We start from the raw sequence: 18,696 nt of genomic DNA on the forward strand, positions 1-18,696 counted from the left end.
CACATAAAACATCGGATGTCAAAAGACAGAGCTGGATCTACTAGGATGATAAAAAGCAAAAAGCCCCTGATTTCTCAGAGGCTTTTGGACTACATTGGACTTCGCCAGATTGTTAAATGGCGGAGAGAGAGGGATTCGAACCCTCGGTACGCTATTAACATACACACGCTTTCCAGGCGTGCTCCTTCAGCCGCTCGGACATCTCTCCGTAACGCGGAACTATATTATAGCTCCCTTTGTTTTGTAAAGATAATTTATGACATCCTCTAAAAGTCTCATCCTCCAGCTAATGAAAAAGCTGCTTAGCTTATCCAGACGAATGCTTTAGCCCATATCGCAAGCCGGATCAGCTCCATCCAAAGTTCCCTGCACAAAATGCCCCCGCCCCCGGCAACCGCCACGGCAATCACTAATCATGGGGCAATCAAGGCATGCGGCAGGACGTGAGACAATTGATGCTCGAAATTCCTTTTTTTGCTGGGAAGAGACAATATCTCGAAAAGCAGCATTCTGGAGATTCCCCAGTAGAATAGGCATTGCGGGACACGGATACACATCACCGTTTGGAGCAATGGCAAGCATGGTATTTGCCGCCTGGCAAATGCCGTCCGGGAATGGAACCGTCGGATGCACGACCCGCCAGAGAAAAGGGTCATTGGCCGTTACCACCAGCTTCCCTAAAAAAGACACTGCGGCAACCCTTGCCGCAAGCTGCTCACGCTCAACAACCGTGAGACAAAGCGGCTCGGCACCGGCCATCAGCCGCTCCATCGGGAGCTGTAACTCAGCCACCCCATTTTCCAGGCAAGCTTCAATTATTTCGGGGAGCAGACAGTGATTTTCTCGGGTGATTCTGAAGGAAATACCTGATATCTGGGTTAATGGTACTCCCTGGATGTCATCCGGTGACAAGACATCTACAAACAGCTTCTTGACACCAGATGCCAGAAGAGCGACAGCATCGCGGGCAGACCGATGTGAAACGATGAGCAGCAAAAGCAGGGGCGACCCGGCAAAGCGACTGACAACAGCGGAAGTTTCGGCGCTGAGAGTCGCCCCCAGATCGGTTATATGGAGTGTCAGTGCGCGGCTCCCGGCAAGCTCGGAGCAAATGCTGCCGTAGTCCGGCGGGTTTTCAGGGATTGGCGTAATGTCCCAGTAAAGTCTGATCGGGGAACGAAGCTCCACGCTCAATCTTCCCAACAATGTGGGTCAGGATTGTTAAAATCGCCGGTTACGGCCAGAGCCCGGGCACTGCATCCGCCAAGACACTCATCGTAAGAACTGCACGAAACACACTTGCCTGTAGGCTCCTTGTGGCGGAGCTTGTCAAGAACCTGAGAGTCGCGCCAGATTTCAGCCAAGTCATCGCGCACAATATTGCCGATGACGATCGGGATAAAGCCGCAAGGAGTAATGTCACCATTGCTCTTGATATTCAGCGAGAGCTTGCCGCAGACGCTCCCTTTCACAAGAGAACCTGCCCCACCCTTCAACCCAAGCGACGCGATAATCGGATCATCAAAGGAGATGTCCAGTCCAGCGCCGTTCTCCTTGGCAGCAAGGGCCTTGCGGTAAAAAACCCGCCATTCCTGCGGAGAAAGGTCCAGCTCATCGCGGTTGGCCATACCAAGCCCGGAGCATTTGAAGTTATGGAAGTTTATCTGTTGCGCACCGTGGGCTTTGGCAAAGGCCAGGAGAGCGTCGACCTCAGTATGATTGATTTTGCAGATAACGGTAGAGATGGAGGTTCTGATGCCAGCCTCCGACAAATGGGAAAGTGCCGCGCAAGCTCGTTCATGGCTTCCCGCAACACCGCGGAAACTATCGTGAACTTCAGCAAGAGGGCTGTCAATACTGATGCCGATCTTGGCAAATCCGGCTGCTTTCAATGCAGACGCGGTCTCACGATCAATATAGTAACCGTTGCTATTCATGGAAACCTGCAGGCCACTTTTGGCTGCACATGAAGCGATTTCTTTGAGATCGGAACGGAGTAGAGGCTCCCCGCCACCGAAATTCACCGCCAGTACGCCCATCTTGGCTACTTTGGCCATAGCAGCGCAAAGCAGCTCCTGGCTAAGTTCATCACCGGTATCGACACGACTGTAACAGTGCTTGCAGTTGAAATTGCAGCTATTGTTAAGCGCCCAGTTAATGGTAAGCGGCGCCTTTACTATCCAGGCGGGGGTTCCCCCTCCTGATGCAACTGGTTCATTCATAAACGATGAAACCTTTCCCTGCCAATTCCGCGAGGAACCCGGAAACGTCTTCAAGCAGAATGTCCTTTTCGACCTCAAACTCGGCCAGCAGTTCATCAATCAACTCAGCAAGGCTCTTGCCGTCGCACCGCTTCCAGATCTCGGTACCAAGCAGGTTTAAAACGACCATCTGGCCATTGGCGAACAGAAGCGAGGTGCCGACGTCGCTCACGTCACCGCCTTGTTCGAGAGCAGCGTGGACTTCATCGCGGGCCTCGTCTTCCTCGCGCCAGAGGACATCCGGATTGCGTACGATCTTGGCAGCCATTGACCTAGTCACCTTGCGCAGTAATCGAGGCAATAACCAGGTTCTCCTGCGAGGAGTTCCTAATGCCGTGATCCTCCAATGCTGGGACGACCACAATCTGCCCGACCTCAATAGTTTGGGTCTGCTTGCCCGAGACAAGCTCACCTTTCCCTTCGATAACGGTCCAGATATGACTGCCATGATGGGTGTGGGTTATGACCTCCTGGCCCGGCTTCATGCACAAGAGGCTGATTCTGGCATGGTCATCCGACCAGATGGTCTCTTGATGGCGCTTTTCATCACTGAATTTCTTTAAATTACGTGCATCCAATACCTGAGTTTTCATGCAACATCCCCCTTATGATATGCCCTGAATTGCCGGAATCAGGCTTTGTGAACAATCTTCAAAAATTTCCCTAAGACTTCTGAAGCATTGGCAAAAATCCGGGAAGCCATCCCCACTGATATTTCCCCTCTACTGTCAGCATTGCCGGAAAAAGTGACGCCATATTTGGCTGAAAGTTGATTTACTCCCATCAATGGCTCTGCAGCCTGACTGCCTGCACCGGCAACAATCAGCATCCCCTTCCCGTCGCCGTTGAATTGAGAAACCGCTTTAAACTCGCTGTCCGCCAAACGGGAATCACCGCTGAAAACAAGCCATAATTGCCCGTAATTAGCGAGAGAAGCTGAAGTAATTTTCTCAGCGTCACCTTTTTTAACAATTTTTACCTTAAACCCTGCCCGATCAAAATCAGCGAGGGCCATTTTGCTCAAAACCTCGTGCCTCCCCGAAGAGATATCATAGACAAGAATATCCGGTCTTGCCTGTGCATCGCTGTTATCCCGCAACCACTTTGCCGCATTAACAAAGTATTTTCTGTTGTCGTGCATATCTGACGAGGCGGCAAGGAAGCGCTCGTAGCCAGCGTCAAATACAACGCCACCCTGGCCGTCTAGTTCATTGCGGAAAGTTGCTATCAGCCCCTTTCCCCCAGGGTCCATGACCATCCTGACATTGCTCCCCTGTTTCGCAAGCACTGCTGATTTGCCGCCGGAAAGCTGACTGACTCCGCGCAACAGTTCGTTGCCGGTATCAACGCCAGGCACAAAGACAAATGCCTGAAAGGTGTAGGCAATCAGGATGGTACCGCCAAGACAGACAAACATATAGAGCGCAAAAACCCGCTTTTTGAAGATCGTCCAGAAGAGAATCATTGTAGGGACGGCGGTAACCGGTCCGCCTATCATGAATGCCAAAGCGGCACCACCATCAAGGGTACCGTCCAGTGCCCCTTTGACATGGGCAAGAATGCTCGAGGCGCTGAGCTGGTGAAGAAACATCGGCACTGAGACCATGGTAACCCATACGATGTTAAGCGGGTCTTTCTGGCCGAAAAATCGATATACCCAACCAGTCGGCATATATCGCTCTACAATAGCCCCCATGACCACACCGACAATAATGTACTTTCCCACCATCCAGAGCATTTCCGATGATTTTGCCAGGAAGATCAGAAACTTGTTATCGGTCCTGACAGCAACCCGATTGCCGAACTTCTGCTTGCAGTTACACCTCAACCGTTCATCAGGGTAATCCTCGTCGTGAAAATCACCTCTGGTTATCGCCCCTTCGATAAAGAGGTTTTTGGTTTCAAATCCCCGGGTACGGAGAAACTGTGTTACCAGTCCGGCGAAAACTCCCATGAAAAGGGCAGCGATGGTCCGTATCACAGTCCATTCAGGCCCGAGGTCGTTCAGGGTTACCAGATAAGTTGAGGGACTGAGCAGCGAGGAGGTAATCATGAGCGACATGACTGGAGCAAGCGGCAGTCCGGCAAAGAGCAGGCTGATTGCGGTTGTCAGGGTTCCGCAGGCACAAAGAGGCGTAATGATTCCGACAAAGGAAGCGATAAATATGCTTAGAACGCCATATTTCCTAAGCGAGGCCTGGAGCTTCACCGCTATCTTGTAGGTACGAAGATAGCCGGCCAGCAGAATACCTACAATGAAATAAGGGAAGACTTCCCACAGTTCAGGTACAACGCCCCTCTTGTTAAAAAGCAGATCCCATATTTCGTTTACAATCAGCAGAGGAAAAGAGTTCGAGCTGTTTTCAAATTTTACGACTTTGCCACTGGTGCCGTAAACCCAGACATGCCAGATAATTAGCGCCAGCGAGGCAAAAACCATAACAAGCAGGGCGCCGTTGGCTTTTTTTGCATGCCCGCCATGAACCTGACACTCTTCGGTTTGCTTTTGAAAAAACGACTTCATCCCCAAACCTTTCTTCGAGCAAAAGCAAACAATCCTCCCAAGGAGGTAATAATCATGCCGGCAAACACCAGCGGTCGTCCCGGGTCCTTAACAACCTGGATCCCTGCGAACTTTCTTCCGGCAGGGTCATATGAAATCCGGGTATTGAATATTGAGAGCCCTTGCCATTGCAGCGGGGCATTAATCTCACTCGTCCCCTTGACCACTGCCTGACCCTTTTCAGCCAAGCTCAGGTCCACCCACATCCGTCTGAGCACAGGATCCTGAAAAGCAACCAGTTTGAATCTGTACGGAAATTCAGCAGGAAGCGCTGCCATGCCTTCAGTGTCGGTTGTGCCGATTTTCTCGCCGTTCCGGAATACTGTTAAACTGAGTTTCTCCGAAACCGGCTCCAGCCTGTCAGCGCGGATGCTATATTGATCCAGCTTAAAAAATTCTCCGGTCTTCAGGGTGAACAGCTCTTTCTTTTCTTCGCCCCTCATAACTCCGACCTTTACCGGAACCGGGTAAAAATCAGTAGTGATCCGATCTATGGTCAATTTGAAACCGAGAGGCACGTCCTTCTCGATATCCCACCTGAAGAAGGTTTCAACTGTGTCGCCTTCGTAGGCATTGACAGTGGCAACATAGCCGAGCCAGCTCAGCATGCCACCGATCAAGGTTATAACGACGCCGGAATGAATAACCAGGACAGGCCACCTCAAGCTTTTCCTTTTTTGCAGCGTACATGCAAGCGTGGAAAAACCAAGAAGCCCAACCATCACCCGAAAAAAAGGCTGACGATAGATTGCTTCGAGCCCAGGCAGGGTGCCAAGGATCGACATCACGGAAAGAATCCCAAACAGGGCAAGGGCGAACCGCGTAGATGTCAGAAGCTTCCAGAAACGTTCAACCATGAGGGCAGGCTATATCAGCCGCTTCGCCTTAAGAAAGTCCCGCGCCACCTTCTTTGGCTTTTCATCAGACCGTGCCGACTTGACCAGCTTGTTATAAGCATCCTCGGTCAAAATTCCGGAAAGCTTGTTCAGCAGCTTAGGGAGAGCAGGGAGAGAACTCAGGGTATCTGTGGTAAGCACCGGGGCATAGGGAGGAGTTCCACCTAATGAATCAAGCCAGACCATGTGCAGCGTTTTCTGATATTCGCGTTTCAAGGTCTCTTGGCCCGTTTTGGCGTTATTGTCACGCGGCTTGCCGATTACATCAAATGCCCGGTCGCGATTCTCGATCACCAGCCCGATTTCACCCTTTCTTGCCGCGGCATAAACTTCTTTCGTCTCTTTGAAAGAGACTATCTTTACCGAGGTCCCAGTCCTCTCTGTCACCAGTGTCGCCACCATCTCGGCAATAAGCTGTTCAACAGGTGAATTGGATATTCCTATATACAAAACTTTGCCAACGCAAGCACTTGCCTCATGAGACACAACCAGCATCAGGGCCAGAACAAGTACTGCAAAAAAGTTTTTCATACACATTGCTCTCTTTCTTCTACGCTAAATTCATTGGCTATTCATCGTCAAGAGATAGACCATCAGCCGGTAAATTGACTGAACTGCTTGTTGAATCAGCCTCCATTTTAATGACTTGCAAATTTAAAGCAACATTTTTCTGGCCTGTGACGATTGTCAGCTTTTCCATGTTACCAGCAGCAGCATGCGGTGGAAATTCCGTGGAAGCCATCACCAAATAGCTCCCCGGAGATAGGTAGAGAGCATAGCCTCCTTTTTTCTCCGTCCATGACGACATCAAGTCCGGCAACCTTTCACTCCACGGCGCTTTCCAGACATATACGGTTGCCCCGGCAACCGGCAGCCCACCTTGGTCAAGCACTTTCCCTTCGAGCCGGGACATGTCATTCTGGCTCCTGGTCTTTGTCTTCGACAATTCCTGAATATCAGCCACGGTAAAAACAACATCTTGACCACGTTCGGAAAGGTCGATCTCTAAAGGCTCTCCGGAATGCAAGTCCCCAGCAAGAAGCGGTCCGTATTTGTCGCCATGGCGAACCCGCGCCACGCCCCAGTAAACAGAGCTGGGCACAACCATGGTAAATCTACCGTCTGCCCCGGTTTTAGCCGATATATAATCAGCTTGGCGCTTTGTCTTGACCGAATCATACAAAAACAGTTCAGCGCCGGCGACCGGCTTGCCGGACTCATCCATAATGGTGCCTCGCAATTGTCGGTTTTCACACCACGCTGTACCGGACATCAATACGCTGCACACTATAAACAGGGAAAAGATCTTGCCCATACCGCTACTCCTTGCTGCCTTCATTGGGTTTAACCGTCAGAGCCGGTTCATGCCTGACAAAGCCGATACCCTCCTCCTGCCTGGCATCGAAAATAAAATTTCCGGGATCTCCTGCGCCCCACCAGTTGCCGACAGCTTTCACATCTTCATCATTAAAGTCGCCGATCCTGATGGCATAGCTTTTATTACCGGAAAGGTCATTATTGCGGATATCCAGACCACTCCCTTTTTCACGGACAAAAATGCCAATCTCGTTCCCGGAAATTTCGTTATCTGCCACCAGCGCCACTCCACGATATGACCGGATCCCAATCTCATTGTCCCTGAACTGCGAGCGGGATATGGTCACGGGGCCGCTTCGGAAGCGCATCCCGCCATAATTGCTTTCGAACCGACTGTCAGACAAGACTAAATTGGTAAAATGGCTGTGCAAAGCCCAGGTTGCCCCTTTGAAGTCGCAGTACTCCACGACGCTGTCAGAAGCGCGCTCCAGGAGAATCTCACCCCAAAAGCCAGGCCGTACCGGCTCTGTGGAAACAAAGGTGATTCGTGCCCCAGGCTTACCCTGGGCTTTGAGCTTTCCCGTTATGAACATACTTACGTCAGCCGCGAGAGAAATCTTCGTTCCGGGCGCAATGTCGAGCGAAACACCCGACGGAACCGTGATATTGTGATTTGCCACGATATTGCCCCGCCAGCGCAGATCAACAGGGACGCTATCCAACGGCCAGACAACGGGCAGCGGCGTTGCACTGGCCCCGGTTGAAATGACCTTTCCCCGTGATGAAGCATCACTACCATCGAAAATGACCTTGTCCGGCGCGTCTCCGCCCCACCAGTTGCCCGGTGCCGCAACATCCCCTGCAGACTCCAGATCGATGGCATAAAGACCATTGCCGGCAAAATTATTCGCCGTAATGGTGCCATCAAACGAGATAATACCAATGCCGCGCTCCCTGTTGTCGGTAAAGGAATTGCTCTTTACCAAAGCCCTGACATCCTGGAGACTTATACCGTTTGTTCCGTTGCCGGAGATATAATTACCGCTGAGCTCAAGATTGTCGATAGCCTTGAGCGAAAACCCCAACTCCGCATTGCCGGATACTAGGTTCGACGAGTATTTTCCGTAGGAGGCATCCTGCGCCATCAACCCGTAACGATTCGAATCAAGGACATTCCGTTCAACAGCTGCCCCGGAATCCCTTATTCTCAAACCATCGATGGTGTTGCCAGAAAAACGGTTTCCGCTGACAGTCGCACCAGCCCTGTAGATATTCACCCCTCGCAGGTTTTGCGTAACCAGATTTCCCAAAAACTGGATCTCAGAATCCCGCCCCTGAACTGCGCTCTTATTGCCATAAAACCTGTTGTTGACAATCTCTACAAGTGATTCCTGAAACTGTACCCCACGGTAATTATTCGTAAAAACAGACCTATTGACCATGACATTGGAGAAGTGGAAATGCACGCCCCGGTACGCATCTTCAATCTGGCAATACTCGATCAAATTCTGAACCCCATCACTGTTCATCAGGTTAATCGAGTCCCAATCTCCCATGGTGGGATTCTTCTCGGCGGACCGAAAAAAGATCGGCTCTTTGCGCGTCCCTTTAGCAATCAGCACCCCCTGGATCAGCAAGCCGCTTTCCCCGATCCCGTCTCCGTTGGTATCACGGCGGCGAAACTCAATAACCGTTCCGGGCATAATGACGAGCCGAGACGCCTCAGGAACCCGGACTTGACCGATGATCTCGATCCGCCCCTGCAAGATCGTCTCTCCCTTAAGAACTTCATCCTTATATACCCTGGCCAGGGGAAGGACTGGCGCCAAGCCGTACGTCTGGAAAGGAGCTAGGGGTTTCCCGGCCCATTCAGCCTGGTCGCGTTTTGTGTTAGCTGTGACTGAAGATAAGGTAGCGACTATTTCGGCCCCTGAAAGTGACAGTTGGCCATAATCGTTTTCCCTGATAACTGTAGCGTCCATCCGAACATGGCTTTCCTTACCTTGGGCGACCAGGCCGTAACGATTCCCTTTAAGTAAGCCGTGATCCAGCGTCACGCTCCCAGAAAAGACCTGAATTGCGTTCTCAGCGTTCTGTACTGTAACATCCCGCATGATGGCAACACCGCCATCGATGAGGATCCCAGCCCAACTGCCGGCCACGCCGACTTCACCTGAAATTGCTATCGGCGCTGTTGCGGTCCCCTCTGCGCGCAGAGTCCCTCGTATGGTCAGCTCAGTTAGCGGTGAAATGTATTCGGGGTCGGTTTTGGTGCTTTCCGCCTGTGAAAATTTTATTCTTGCGCCTGGAAGGATCGTTAATGTTATTCCTCTGGGCACCACAACATCCTCAATGACCCTGATATCACCGCTCCATATCGTGTTCTCCGTCAGAACCTGGGCGGAGGCGGCACTCGCCGTAAGCAACCCGACCATCACAACAACAACCGGCAGCAACTTACTAATAACCCGAAGACTCTGCCATTTGCGCAAACCTGTAAGCTTCAGTTTATTCATTTATCGGCCTCATTCTCCCGGTAATCGGTCTGCATTTGTGCATCAGCTAACTACTCAAAGTTGCCGAATTGCCGCGAATTGTACATGATTTAGCTCCTGCTCACAAGCCGGAGGATACAGACTAATTGCAACATCTCAAATTTCTTCCAATAAAAAGTATGGTTTGCTATACTCTGGCAATGCGAAAAATAACATGCTCTTTTCTCAGACATCTTGCCGCCTTTTTTCTGCTCTCTCTAACCGTTCTGCTCTGTGCTTCCTGCAATAATGCCAAGGAAAAACCAACATACAAGATCGGTTACATGAACTGCAACAACACTGAAGAGACCCTTAAAAGGTTTCTTCCGCTTACCCGCTACCTCTCGGATAAGGTCGGCGTTAATTTTGTGGCTGTTCCGGTGGACACCCATGAATTTGAGACTCGCTTCAAGTCAGGCGAATTTGCCATTACCCACACCAATTCACTGCTCTATGTGATTTTAAAGGAGCGATACGGTGTCGACTTGATCACTACCGAAAAGCGGGGTCAGTTCGGGGCACGCACCGCAGGGTCGCTTATTGCCAAAAAGGGGAGCGGTATCACCAAAATCAGTGACCTAAAAGGGAAGCGCCTCGCTTTCGGTCCCATGCTAGCGCCCACCGGCTATATGGCTGAGTACGACCTTATGCTGAGCGGCGGGATAAATCCGGAAGCTGACTTGGCTCATTACACCATTCCAAACGGCTCCCATAAGCACGAAAAGGTCATATATGGTGTTCTTTTTGGCCAGTATGACGCGGCAGCGGCACCGGTTCTCGATCTGGAAGTAATGACCCGTGACGGAAAAATTTCACCCGATGATTTTACTGTTATTGCGCAAGGCCCATTAATCCCTTACTGCACCTTTGCAGCACCAAAAGGGACTAGTCCCGAGCTTGTAAAAAAAGTGCGCGATGCGTTGATGGCCCTTAAGCCTACCGATACGGCAGAAGTCGACGGAGAGCGGGTCAAGGTAATGAAGTCATCCTGGATCGATGGCTACGAAATCCTTCCCGATTCCGAGTACGACGCAATACGCAACATGGCAAAACGTGTCAACATGCCGCCATATCAAAAATTCTGAGATCGATGACCCACGACAATCTGGATAGATCCCTATGGATCGCCTTTTTTCTCATTGTGGTAGCAGCTCTTGCCCTACCTTTCCTACCTCTTGGCAACACTGCCGCTACTAATGCAACTCCCAGCAGTAGAGCGAACGATCAGAAACTCCTCCGAGAGGCGCGCCTTCTCATTATCCAGAAGCGTTATGAATCGGTAGAATCCCTTATGAAATCCCAGCAAAACCAACAGGCGCTGCTTAAGCTGGAGGAGATTGTCCGCTCCTACCCTTCAGATCCCCACGCCTTTATCCTTAAGGGCGAACTCCTTGCCAGCATGGGCGCACCAACAGAGGCTGCTGCAAGCTTTGCGCAAGGCGTAAAACTCGAGGGGGCTTACGTTGATAAAAACAGCCCGACATCGCGAAGGGAATCGATTAGTCACTTGGTAGAATCAGAACTCGCTAAAAGCAAGTCCCTCAGCTCAGGCACCTCACCTCAAACGCGACTCAACGATATTCGCTATCTCCAGAGCCGTCTCGCCGGAGGGTGTGAATAACTGTGAGCCGCCAGACATGGATAATCATTCTCACCGGTATCTCAATGGGCGTTTTGGGCGTTCTTCTTTCAGTCTGGGGAAACCCTGAGAATTCCGGAATCTGCATCTCCTGCTTCATGGAAAATAGTGCAGGGGCCTTGGGGTTGCATGGTAATGCACGGTTGCAGTATCTGCGGCCAGAGCTTCCTGGATTTGTGCTGGGGGCGGCATTCAGCTCCTTGATCGCGGGAGAGTTCAAACCTAGATCGGGAAATTCACCGGCTCTCCGTTTTTTTTCAGGGATTTTTCTGATAGTCGGATGCGCAATTTTTGTGGGTTGCCCGATAAAAATGCTTTTGCGGCTTTGCGCCGGTGACCTGACTGCAGCCATTGCAGCAGCCGGTCTGGTTTCAGGTGTCTGGATAGGTCTGCAGCTTCTCGCCAGAGGGGTTGACCTGGGCTCACAGCAAAAGACAAACCCAATGAGTGGCTTTCTGGTACCTCTTCTTTTCGCATTGTTACTTCTCTTTGTGCTGGTGCCTCCAGCTTTCGTCATTGCGTCTACCGAGGGAAGCTCTTCCAGACACGCCCCTGTCTTAATCTCACTAGCTTCCGGCCTGTTCATAGGGGTAATTGCGCAACGCAGTCGTTTCTGCATCACTGGGAGCCTTCGCGACATTCTCCTAATGGGGAGAAGAGCCCCTCAGCTCTCAGGGTTTGCTGCCTTTGCCTTGTCTGCCACCATTGCAAGCTTAGCAACAGGCGGTATGCGTGTTTCGCTTTATGGACAGCCTGGAGCCCATCTTGAGCATTTCTGGAGCTTCCTGGGGATGCTGCTGGTCGGCTGGATCTCGGTAATGATCGGTGGCTGCCCGTTTCGCCAATTGGTCAAGGCCGGCGAAGGTGATACCGACGCCGGCATGGCCGTCCTTGGGATGTTTCTCGGAGGAGCATTGGTGCAATCCTGGGGGATTGCCGCGACTGCGGCAGGCGTACCGATCTACGGCAAGGTCGCCGCGCTCGCAGGAATTGCCTTCTCTCTTCTAGTATCACTTTTTTTAAGGAATCGTCTGGCAGACTAAAACAATTCAGCAATTAAAGTTTAAAAAGGTACTTAGCGGCATCGCTAAGTACCTTTTCTTTTTTTGTGATTACGACAAGCAGCTGTCTGGCTAAGCAAAGCCACCAGCCAATAAGATAAGTAACCTGCTCCATACAATTCTGGCGCAAATAAAAAAAGGGGGCAGGCAATTGCCTACCCCCTGTGTTTTTTGGTGAGCCGCGTTGGGGTCGAACCAACGACCACCTGATTAAAAGTCAGGTGCTCTACCGACTGAGCTAGCGGCTCGTTCAAACAAGAAATTTTATTTACCCTATTATAAAACTTTCGTCAAGAAAAAATTTCACTTAAATGGATTTTTTAGAGTAATCGTGGCCTCACGACCAGGTCCTACCGAAACAAGCACAATGGGACAACCGATCAACTCTTCAAGGCGCTTCACGTAGGCCTGGGCATTAGCAGGCAGATCGGCAAAGCAACGGGCAGTAGTAATATCAGCATTCCAGCCCGGCAATTCCTCATACACAGGGGTGCACTGAGAGAAAACCTCAAGGTTGGAGGGGAGTTCATCAAGGACTTTTCCGTTGTAAGAATAGCCGGTGCAGACCTTTATCGTGTCAAACTGATCAAGCACATCAAGCTTTGTCAAGGCAACTCCAGTAAGCCCATTAACCCGCACGGCATACCTGAGCACCAAAGAATCAAACCAGCCGCAACGCCTCGGGCGACCGGTAGTAGCCCCAAATTCACTGCCAATCTGACGGATTTTTTCACCATCAGCATCAAAAAGCTCTGTTGGAAACGGTCCGCCGCCAACCCTGGTTACATAGGCCTTTGAAATACCAATTACTTCATGAATCTCTCGCGGAGACACGCCACTACCGGTAGCCGCACCACCGGCACACGTAGACGAAGAGGTAACAAAGGGGTAGGTCCCGTGATCGACATCCAGAAGAGTTCCCTGGGCACCTTCAAAAAGAATCTTCTTCCCTGCCTTAATATCCCTGTATAGCTGAAGGGCAGTGTCGTCCACATACTTTCTCAGGACATCAGCGTAACCACAGTATTCCTTGTAGATCTGCTCAAAATCAAAAGGCTCTTCGCCAAGATATTTTTCAAGAATAAAATTCTTCTCGACAAGAAACTCTTTCAGCTTCCGGCCAAAAACATCGGGATCAATCAAGTCCATCAAACGAATACCGCGACGCCCTATCTTGTCTTCATAGGCAGGCCCAATTCCCCGTCCAGTAGTACCAATCTTCTTTTCGCCGCTTTTTGCCTCTCGGGCGATATCAATGCGTTTGTGATAGGGCATAATAATGTGGAGCGACTCGCTTAAACGAAGCACAGAGTCGTCCTGCAACTTGCCTTTGGCCTTGAGATTGGTTATCTCGCGGATAAAAACCTCAGGGTCAAGGACAACGCCGTTGCCGATCACACAGCGCTTACCTTCATGAAGAATGCCTGACGGGATCAGATGAAGGACAATCTTCTCTCCGTCAACCACCAGTGTGTGCCCGGCATTGTTGCCACCTTGGTAACGGACTACGGCATCAGCATTCTCCGTGTAAATATCTACGACTTTTCCTTTGCCCTCGTCGCCCCATTGGGCACCGACTACCACCACGTTAGCCATTTAATTTCTCCTTGAACCGATCAAAATCGAATCGTCCTGTGCAATTAAACAGATCAGCTTTTTTAAGTGGGAACCCACTACCATCCGCAGCGCTGACTATATATAGTTCATCAGGGGCAGAGTACCCCCCTCCGACAACAAGCATCCTGCGTATTCCAGCCTGACGGGCATACTCAAGTGAGCTGGCGTAATCCCGTCTGATAATGTCTCTGACGGCAGAATATCCCATTTCCCGAAGGCATTTTGCAACTTTAAGAACTTCTTCCCGATTCTCTTCCGCATTGAATAACAAAAAATCGCGGACAACGCTTGATTGGACATCGGGCTGACGTTCAAGGGCCGACATTAGGGACAGGATATTGAAGGCAAAACCTGTAGCCGGCGCCGGGCAGCCGTAACGCTCCATCAGCTGGTCGTACCGGCCACCGCTGCATACGGCCTCGCCGAAACCAGCAACAAACCCCTCGAAAGTTATCCCGGTATGGTAATCAAGCCCTCGAATCTCGCCAAGATCTATGGTCAAATACTGTGACAAGCCATAAAGATCAAGAATTTCGAGCACCTGCTCAATGTTGCTTAGCGCCTTTCTCGATCGCTCATGCACGGCAACCCGCTCGGCTTCTGCGAGTATCCGGCGATCGCCGAAGAGACGAGGCAGCGAGGCAATTGCCTCTTTTATTGTATCAGAAAGCTGCAGACCATTAAGGATACCCCCAATAGCTGAAACATCTTTTTTGCCAATAGCTGACTTAATCCGCCAAGTTGTTTCTTCATCCAGTGCTGCGGCGTCCATGATGCCACGGAAAAATTCAACCTGGCCGATATCCAGCTTGAAATCTTCAAACCCAAGAGACTGCAGCGCCTCAATGGCCATGGCAATCATCTCGGCATCAGCTTCCGGCGACTCCAGCCCGATCAGTTCTACACCCGCCTGGAGTATTTCTCGACTCCGGCCAGACTGAATCTCAGCATGACGCAAAACCCGGCCAAGGTAGCTAAGGCGGTGGGGGAACGGTAAACCTCGCATGCGTGTGGCGACAATGCGTGCGACCTGAGGAGTAATGTCCGGCGGCACAGCCAGCATTCGGCCACTCTGACGATCGTCGAACCTGAAGGTCCGCGAACGGAGGCCTTCGCCCATACCCAAAGCCAGGACATCCTCAAATTCAAGCATCGGGGTCATTATCCTTCTGAACCCCCACGACTCAAATACCCGCTGGATTCGCCCCTGAATATGACCTATCTTGTCGGCGATATCAGGGAGGAAATCAGTGACCCCCCGAGGCAACTGGGCATCTATGCGATTCGGATCGTACATACGCTATCCTAAACATGTTCCATAATGAAGCTGATCTTTGCGTTAGCGGTAGCCGCCCGGTAAATGCAAAACAGTGGGATGCTAGCAACATGCTGCCTGAAAGTCAATGTATAACCCAAGAAAACGGGACGGTGCAAACCGTCCCGTTCAATCCGTAAATAGCGGTTATCGCCAGCGCGGCTCAATCTACCTTTTTGATTGAAATGGCACTTGCGCCCTTCTGAATAATGCCGTCTTTTTTGATCACTTCAAGCAGCACCAGTTCCTTGCGCAGTTCATCATAAAAATAGTCAGCCAGGTAATGCCGGCTCTCGCGAGTGTGCCAGCGCTCATCAAGGACCGCTCCGTTCCAGGCAAATGCGTAGATGCTGTTTTTAGAAAACGATCGTCCGGTGCCAGTAGTCCAGATACCCTCATTTCTCGGGACGATCAATTCACCGTTCGCCGTTGCAATGATTCTCTGATCAAGATAGGCCTTCCGATACAATTCGCCAGTTACCCTGACATTCTGTTGGTCTTCCCGGCTGAAAAACTCCTCTGATCCGCCGAACCGGTCTGAACTCCTCCAGAGTTCTTCGTTTTTATCGTCCTTCAGCACAAGGTAGCCATCCTCGCTGTAGGATACGGAAAAGAGTTTTCCGTCGCCGGCATCGATCCAACCGATAGTGTATATTGAAATGGGAGAAGTAAACTTACGAAATGGCCTAACCTCGAAGGTATTGCCCTTTTTAACAACTTCCCCGATCTCGGCCTGGAAGTCGGTATCGCTCCCCATTCCTTGTGCCAGGATTTTACTTTTGCCATTACCAACCGAAACCCTACGGAAAAAATATGGCAGGTCAGTGGCAACTTTGACCAGGTTGCCATTAGCGACCGACCAAACCTGCGACGTCAAATTCTCTCCACGCACCAAGGTTACATACAGCTCTAAATCGCCATCACCGTCGAGATCCGCAGAATCAATACCAAGAATTTTTTCGCTTGCCCGGAAATCGCTCACTGCTGCAAGCAGTGTTAGTGTCTTTGCCTGCCGATACAAACGAATTTCCCGTTCGAGCGCCAGAAACAGTTCACGCTCGTCACCCGGCAAGGTTTTACCTTGGGCCATGGCCACCATCGCACCATCAAGCCTCTGGCCGATCATACCGCTCTCTGCAAGCTTTTTCACCGGATCAGGCCTTATAATCTCGCTTTGAGGCGGCGGCACCACGACCGGAGCAATAGGTCTGATTACACTTGAACTCTTAATTTCAGCAGTTACGGGTGCCGAGGGCTTTACAACTGAAACAGTCGCAGGCTCCAAGCTGGGGATTTTTGCCAGTTCCTTGCCGATTTTCTGCGCAAGACGGCCCACAGCAGGGATCACATCGTCTGCCGACTCTCCCTGCTCATAAGCTCTTGCAATGTTCTTTCCGACCTTATCCCTGACCAGCAGGTCAATGCTGAAAATTTTACCAATCGCGGAATAGGAGCCTGCGGCAGTGGCATCTGCAACCTGGGCAGAATCAACCACCTGCACAGCATCCCCTTCAATCCTTGAGGCGAACAGTGAGGCAAGCGTTGCCTTCATTTCATCCGGCGCTCCGCTTCCGGCGATCCTGAACTCAGGCACAAAAAGCTTGAGTGGCCCGCCCCAAGCATTCAGAGACGTACAAAGGATTATAAATAACAGGCACATCATCAGCTTCGATCTGGTCATGCATACCTCCCGATATCGTACGGAGAACAGAGTGAAATTAACGGCAAGACAAAGACATGTCAAACAAAAAAAGGCGGGCTTTGCAGCCCGCCTCAAGTCCATCAAGACAACATGAATTAGAAAGTGTAGCTAAGAACTACCCGAGCAGTGTAAGGGTTGACCGGGTCGCTGCCAGTGCCAAGAGAATTCTTGTAGAAGTCGCCAAGGAACACATAAGCAGCCTGGACGCTGGAGGTCAGGTTGTCATACAGTTTGTAGCCGACTTCGGTGTTGATCTCGGTGCCGACAAACTGATTGCCGTTGCCGCCGTTGCTGGCTGAGTTCAAACCAAAACCGACATTGCTGTTCACAAACAGTTTCGGAGTGATGCTGGCATCGTAACCAAAGGTAAGGAGGGTAACACCTCTACCACCAACGCCCGAGGTGGTGTAGAAGATTTCCTGGTCAGTCGAGGTCCCGCCGGCAGCGGTGTTACGGTTGAGGAGCATCATGCCGGACTCATTGTAGGAGTTGGCGGCTGTAGCAGCAGGGGTCTGGACAGTGGTGTTCGGAACGGTAACTCCTGCAGTTGATGAAGAGGTAACAACACCAGTATTCGATCCCTGGATATTGGTTGTAGCGCTGGTCCAAGTGCGATCCACGCTGTCAGTAGTCTTCTTGTCGCCGGAGGTAAAGAGGAATGCAGCCTTGGCAGTACCTGGGCCAACCGGCATCTTAGCCGCTACGTTGGCAGCCATGGCGCTGACCGAACGGTTGCTTACGCCAGTGGTGTTGCCCTTGCTATAACCGCCCTGATAGGCAGCAAAGCCGCTGATGGTCGCCGGACCAACCTTGGCGTCAGCAGTAAGGGCCAAGGTATTGATGACTTTGGCAGCAGCAGTTCTGTAGTCAGCGTAGAGGTAATAGGCGCCACCAACATTAATGTTTTTGGTAAGTGCATAAGCAGCATCAACTGCAAGAATGTCAAGGTTGTCGGTACCGCGCGGGGCAATAACAAAACCGTTGCTATAGCCTTCATAGGCGCGGAAATAACCAATACCGGTGGTAGCTGCACCAAACTTGCCGGAGGCATAAATACCGGCGATATCGCCGTCAAGGAAGGTCCCTTTGATCGCATCTTTGTATGGCTGGATACCGGCCTTTACACTAACCGGAGTAGATGGGATGGCAAAATCGAGATAGACCCACTTGGTTTCAAGGTTGGTGGCGTCAGACTCCAGAGCACCGCCACTACCACGCGAAGCAAGGTTCTGGGCACGATCACCGAATACGGAATCGATCTCAAAACCGGTCTTGAGAGCAAGCCCTTCAGTTGCTTTGGCAGTGTAGAAGATGCGGGCGCGCTGCTCAAAGTAGTTGGCAGCAGTAGCACTTTTCTTGTTAGGTGTAAGATAAGCAGAACCACCTGTTTCATAGTTGCCAACAATGTACTTCAGCTTGTACATACCGTTGAACTGGTTTTCAAGGGCGAATGCCTGTGATGCTGCCAGGGTAAGGGCTCCGGCGGTAGCTGCTACGATCAATTTTTTCTTCATGTGTAATACCCCCTTCATGGTTGATAAAAACTCATTTAAATTTATTTGCTGCGTGTTGCGGTTCTTACAGGAACGGAAATCACCACCTTTCGTTCATGGACATGAGACTGCTATGACATGGTAAAAAGATGAATAACAAAAACCCGATGCCGCACAGGGATCACTTCATTCCGTACGAATCGGGCGTCTTCACAACACTACTCCTGCAGAAGCTTGAATAACCGTCAGCTTGCACCTTCAAGGCTCGCGGCCTCTTATGTGTGGTCTGTCTAGTGTA

General features: G+C 51.0%; 16 protein-coding genes and 2 tRNA genes. 3 read left to right on the forward strand and 15 right to left on the reverse strand.

Features of this window, described 5'->3' with window-relative positions:
• Nucleotides 1–117: 117 nt before the first annotated feature.
• The 10 genes from KI809_RS11500 to KI809_RS11545 all read right to left on the reverse strand — a co-directional run bounded on the left by KI809_RS11500 (nucleotide 118) and on the right by KI809_RS11545 (nucleotide 9,553).
• Nucleotides 118–208, reverse strand: a tRNA-Ser gene (locus tag KI809_RS11500).
• A 116-nt stretch (nucleotides 209–324) separates the two neighbouring features.
• Nucleotides 325–1,188, reverse strand: coding sequence for an SPASM domain-containing protein (locus tag KI809_RS20870; protein ID WP_214171707.1), 864 nt, complete (start codon nucleotides 1,186–1,188; stop codon nucleotides 325–327).
• Between the two features lie 2 nt (nucleotides 1,189–1,190).
• Complete coding sequence (locus KI809_RS11510; RefSeq protein WP_214171708.1) at nucleotides 1,191–2,222, reverse strand: GeoRSP system radical SAM/SPASM protein; 1,032 nt, start codon at nucleotides 2,220–2,222, stop codon at nucleotides 1,191–1,193.
• Complete coding sequence (locus KI809_RS11515; RefSeq protein WP_214171709.1) at nucleotides 2,215–2,529, reverse strand: GeoRSP system PqqD family peptide chaperone; 315 nt, start codon at nucleotides 2,527–2,529, stop codon at nucleotides 2,215–2,217. The genes KI809_RS11510 and KI809_RS11515 overlap by 8 nt, the downstream gene beginning before the upstream one ends.
• Nucleotides 2,530–2,533: 4 nt before the next feature.
• Entirely contained in the window at nucleotides 2,534–2,854 is a 321-nt protein-coding gene (locus tag KI809_RS11520) for a cupin domain-containing protein (RefSeq protein ID WP_214171710.1), read from the reverse strand.
• 38 nt (nucleotides 2,855–2,892) lie between these two features.
• Nucleotides 2,893–4,785 carry a permease gene (locus KI809_RS11525; protein ID WP_214171711.1) on the reverse strand — a complete coding sequence of 631 codons (1,893 nt, stop codon included), beginning with the start codon at nucleotides 4,783–4,785 and terminating at the stop codon, nucleotides 2,893–2,895.
• A complete protein-coding gene (locus tag KI809_RS11530) occupies nucleotides 4,782–5,681 on the reverse strand; it encodes a ResB-like family cytochrome C biogenesis protein (RefSeq protein WP_214171712.1) in 900 nt (299 codons plus the stop codon). The genes KI809_RS11525 and KI809_RS11530 overlap by 4 nt, the downstream gene beginning before the upstream one ends.
• A gap of 9 nt (nucleotides 5,682–5,690) precedes the next feature.
• On the reverse strand, nucleotides 5,691–6,251 hold the full coding sequence (locus tag KI809_RS11535) for a glycine betaine ABC transporter substrate-binding protein (protein ID WP_214171713.1): 561 nt from the start codon (nucleotides 6,249–6,251) through the stop codon (nucleotides 5,691–5,693).
• A gap of 37 nt (nucleotides 6,252–6,288) precedes the next feature.
• On the reverse strand, nucleotides 6,289–7,035 hold the full coding sequence (locus KI809_RS11540) for a carboxypeptidase regulatory-like domain-containing protein (RefSeq protein ID WP_214171714.1): 747 nt from the start codon (nucleotides 7,033–7,035) through the stop codon (nucleotides 6,289–6,291).
• 4 nt (nucleotides 7,036–7,039) lie between these two features.
• Nucleotides 7,040–9,553, reverse strand: coding sequence for a right-handed parallel beta-helix repeat-containing protein (locus KI809_RS11545; RefSeq protein ID WP_214171715.1), 2,514 nt, complete (start codon nucleotides 9,551–9,553; stop codon nucleotides 7,040–7,042).
• A 179-nt stretch (nucleotides 9,554–9,732) separates the two neighbouring features.
• On the opposite strand from KI809_RS11545, the gene KI809_RS11550 reads away from it, so the two are divergent.
• From KI809_RS11550 to yedE, 3 genes are read left to right on the forward strand one after another with little or no spacing between them, the layout of a single operon-like run.
• Nucleotides 9,733–10,656, forward strand: a complete 924-nt coding sequence (locus tag KI809_RS11550) for a phosphate/phosphite/phosphonate ABC transporter substrate-binding protein (protein ID WP_214171716.1) — start codon at nucleotides 9,733–9,735, stop codon at nucleotides 10,654–10,656.
• A gap of 5 nt (nucleotides 10,657–10,661) precedes the next feature.
• A complete protein-coding gene (locus KI809_RS11555; RefSeq protein WP_214171717.1) occupies nucleotides 10,662–11,192 on the forward strand; it encodes a hypothetical protein in 531 nt (176 codons plus the stop codon).
• Between the two features lie 2 nt (nucleotides 11,193–11,194).
• Nucleotides 11,195–12,253 carry a YedE family putative selenium transporter gene (yedE, locus tag KI809_RS11560; protein WP_337833307.1) on the forward strand — a complete coding sequence of 353 codons (1,059 nt, stop codon included), beginning with the start codon at nucleotides 11,195–11,197 and terminating at the stop codon, nucleotides 12,251–12,253.
• Nucleotides 12,254–12,443: 190 nt separating this feature from the next.
• Here the strand turns inward: yedE and KI809_RS11565 are convergent.
• The 5 genes from KI809_RS11565 to KI809_RS11585 form a co-directional block, all read right to left on the reverse strand.
• A tRNA-Lys gene (locus tag KI809_RS11565) sits at nucleotides 12,444–12,519 on the reverse strand.
• 55 nt (nucleotides 12,520–12,574) lie between these two features.
• A complete protein-coding gene (locus KI809_RS11570; RefSeq protein ID WP_214171718.1) occupies nucleotides 12,575–13,867 on the reverse strand; it encodes an adenylosuccinate synthase in 1,293 nt (430 codons plus the stop codon).
• Nucleotides 13,860–15,185 carry an ATP phosphoribosyltransferase regulatory subunit gene (locus KI809_RS11575; protein WP_214171719.1) on the reverse strand — a complete coding sequence of 442 codons (1,326 nt, stop codon included), beginning with the start codon at nucleotides 15,183–15,185 and terminating at the stop codon, nucleotides 13,860–13,862. The genes KI809_RS11570 and KI809_RS11575 overlap by 8 nt, the downstream gene beginning before the upstream one ends.
• A 181-nt stretch (nucleotides 15,186–15,366) precedes the next feature.
• Nucleotides 15,367–16,884, reverse strand: coding sequence for an FG-GAP repeat domain-containing protein (locus KI809_RS11580; protein WP_214171720.1), 1,518 nt, complete (start codon nucleotides 16,882–16,884; stop codon nucleotides 15,367–15,369).
• Nucleotides 16,885–17,000: 116 nt separating this feature from the next.
• Nucleotides 17,001–18,419 (reverse strand): hypothetical protein, encoded by a 1,419-nt coding sequence (locus tag KI809_RS11585; RefSeq protein ID WP_214171721.1) that lies wholly within the window; start codon nucleotides 18,417–18,419, stop codon nucleotides 17,001–17,003.
• Nucleotides 18,420–18,696: the final 277 nt, after the last annotated feature.

This window comes from Geoanaerobacter pelophilus (assembly GCF_018476885.1).
Classification (GTDB): domain Bacteria; phylum Desulfobacterota; class Desulfuromonadia; order Geobacterales; family DSM-12255; genus Geoanaerobacter; species Geoanaerobacter pelophilus.

Excerpts from the sequence above, each read along its gene's own strand:
- KI809_RS11510 (WP_214171708.1), bottom strand. The coding sequence starts at position 2,222 with ATGAATGAACCAGTTGCATCAGGAGGGGGAACCCCCGCCTGGATAGTA.
- KI809_RS11515 (WP_214171709.1), bottom strand. The coding sequence starts at position 2,529 with ATGGCTGCCAAGATCGTACGCAATCCGGATGTCCTCTGGCGCGAGGAA.
- KI809_RS11520 (WP_214171710.1), bottom strand. The coding sequence starts at position 2,854 with ATGAAAACTCAGGTATTGGATGCACGTAATTTAAAGAAATTCAGTGAT.
- KI809_RS11525 (WP_214171711.1), bottom strand. The coding sequence starts at position 4,785 with ATGAAGTCGTTTTTTCAAAAGCAAACCGAAGAGTGTCAGGTTCATGGC.
- KI809_RS11530 (WP_214171712.1), bottom strand. The coding sequence starts at position 5,681 with ATGGTTGAACGTTTCTGGAAGCTTCTGACATCTACGCGGTTCGCCCTT.
- KI809_RS11535 (WP_214171713.1), bottom strand. The coding sequence starts at position 6,251 with ATGAAAAACTTTTTTGCAGTACTTGTTCTGGCCCTGATGCTGGTTGTG.
- KI809_RS11540 (WP_214171714.1), bottom strand. The coding sequence starts at position 7,035 with ATGGGCAAGATCTTTTCCCTGTTTATAGTGTGCAGCGTATTGATGTCC.
- KI809_RS11545 (WP_214171715.1), bottom strand. The coding sequence starts at position 9,553 with ATGAATAAACTGAAGCTTACAGGTTTGCGCAAATGGCAGAGTCTTCGG.
- KI809_RS11550 (WP_214171716.1), top strand. The coding sequence starts at position 9,733 with ATGCGAAAAATAACATGCTCTTTTCTCAGACATCTTGCCGCCTTTTTT.
- KI809_RS11555 (WP_214171717.1), top strand. The coding sequence starts at position 10,662 with ATGACCCACGACAATCTGGATAGATCCCTATGGATCGCCTTTTTTCTC.
- KI809_RS11570 (WP_214171718.1), bottom strand. The coding sequence starts at position 13,867 with ATGGCTAACGTGGTGGTAGTCGGTGCCCAATGGGGCGACGAGGGCAAA.
- KI809_RS11575 (WP_214171719.1), bottom strand. The coding sequence starts at position 15,185 with ATGTACGATCCGAATCGCATAGATGCCCAGTTGCCTCGGGGGGTCACT.
- KI809_RS11580 (WP_214171720.1), bottom strand. The coding sequence starts at position 16,884 with ATGACCAGATCGAAGCTGATGATGTGCCTGTTATTTATAATCCTTTGT.
- KI809_RS11585 (WP_214171721.1), bottom strand. The coding sequence starts at position 18,419 with ATGAAGAAAAAATTGATCGTAGCAGCTACCGCCGGAGCCCTTACCCTG.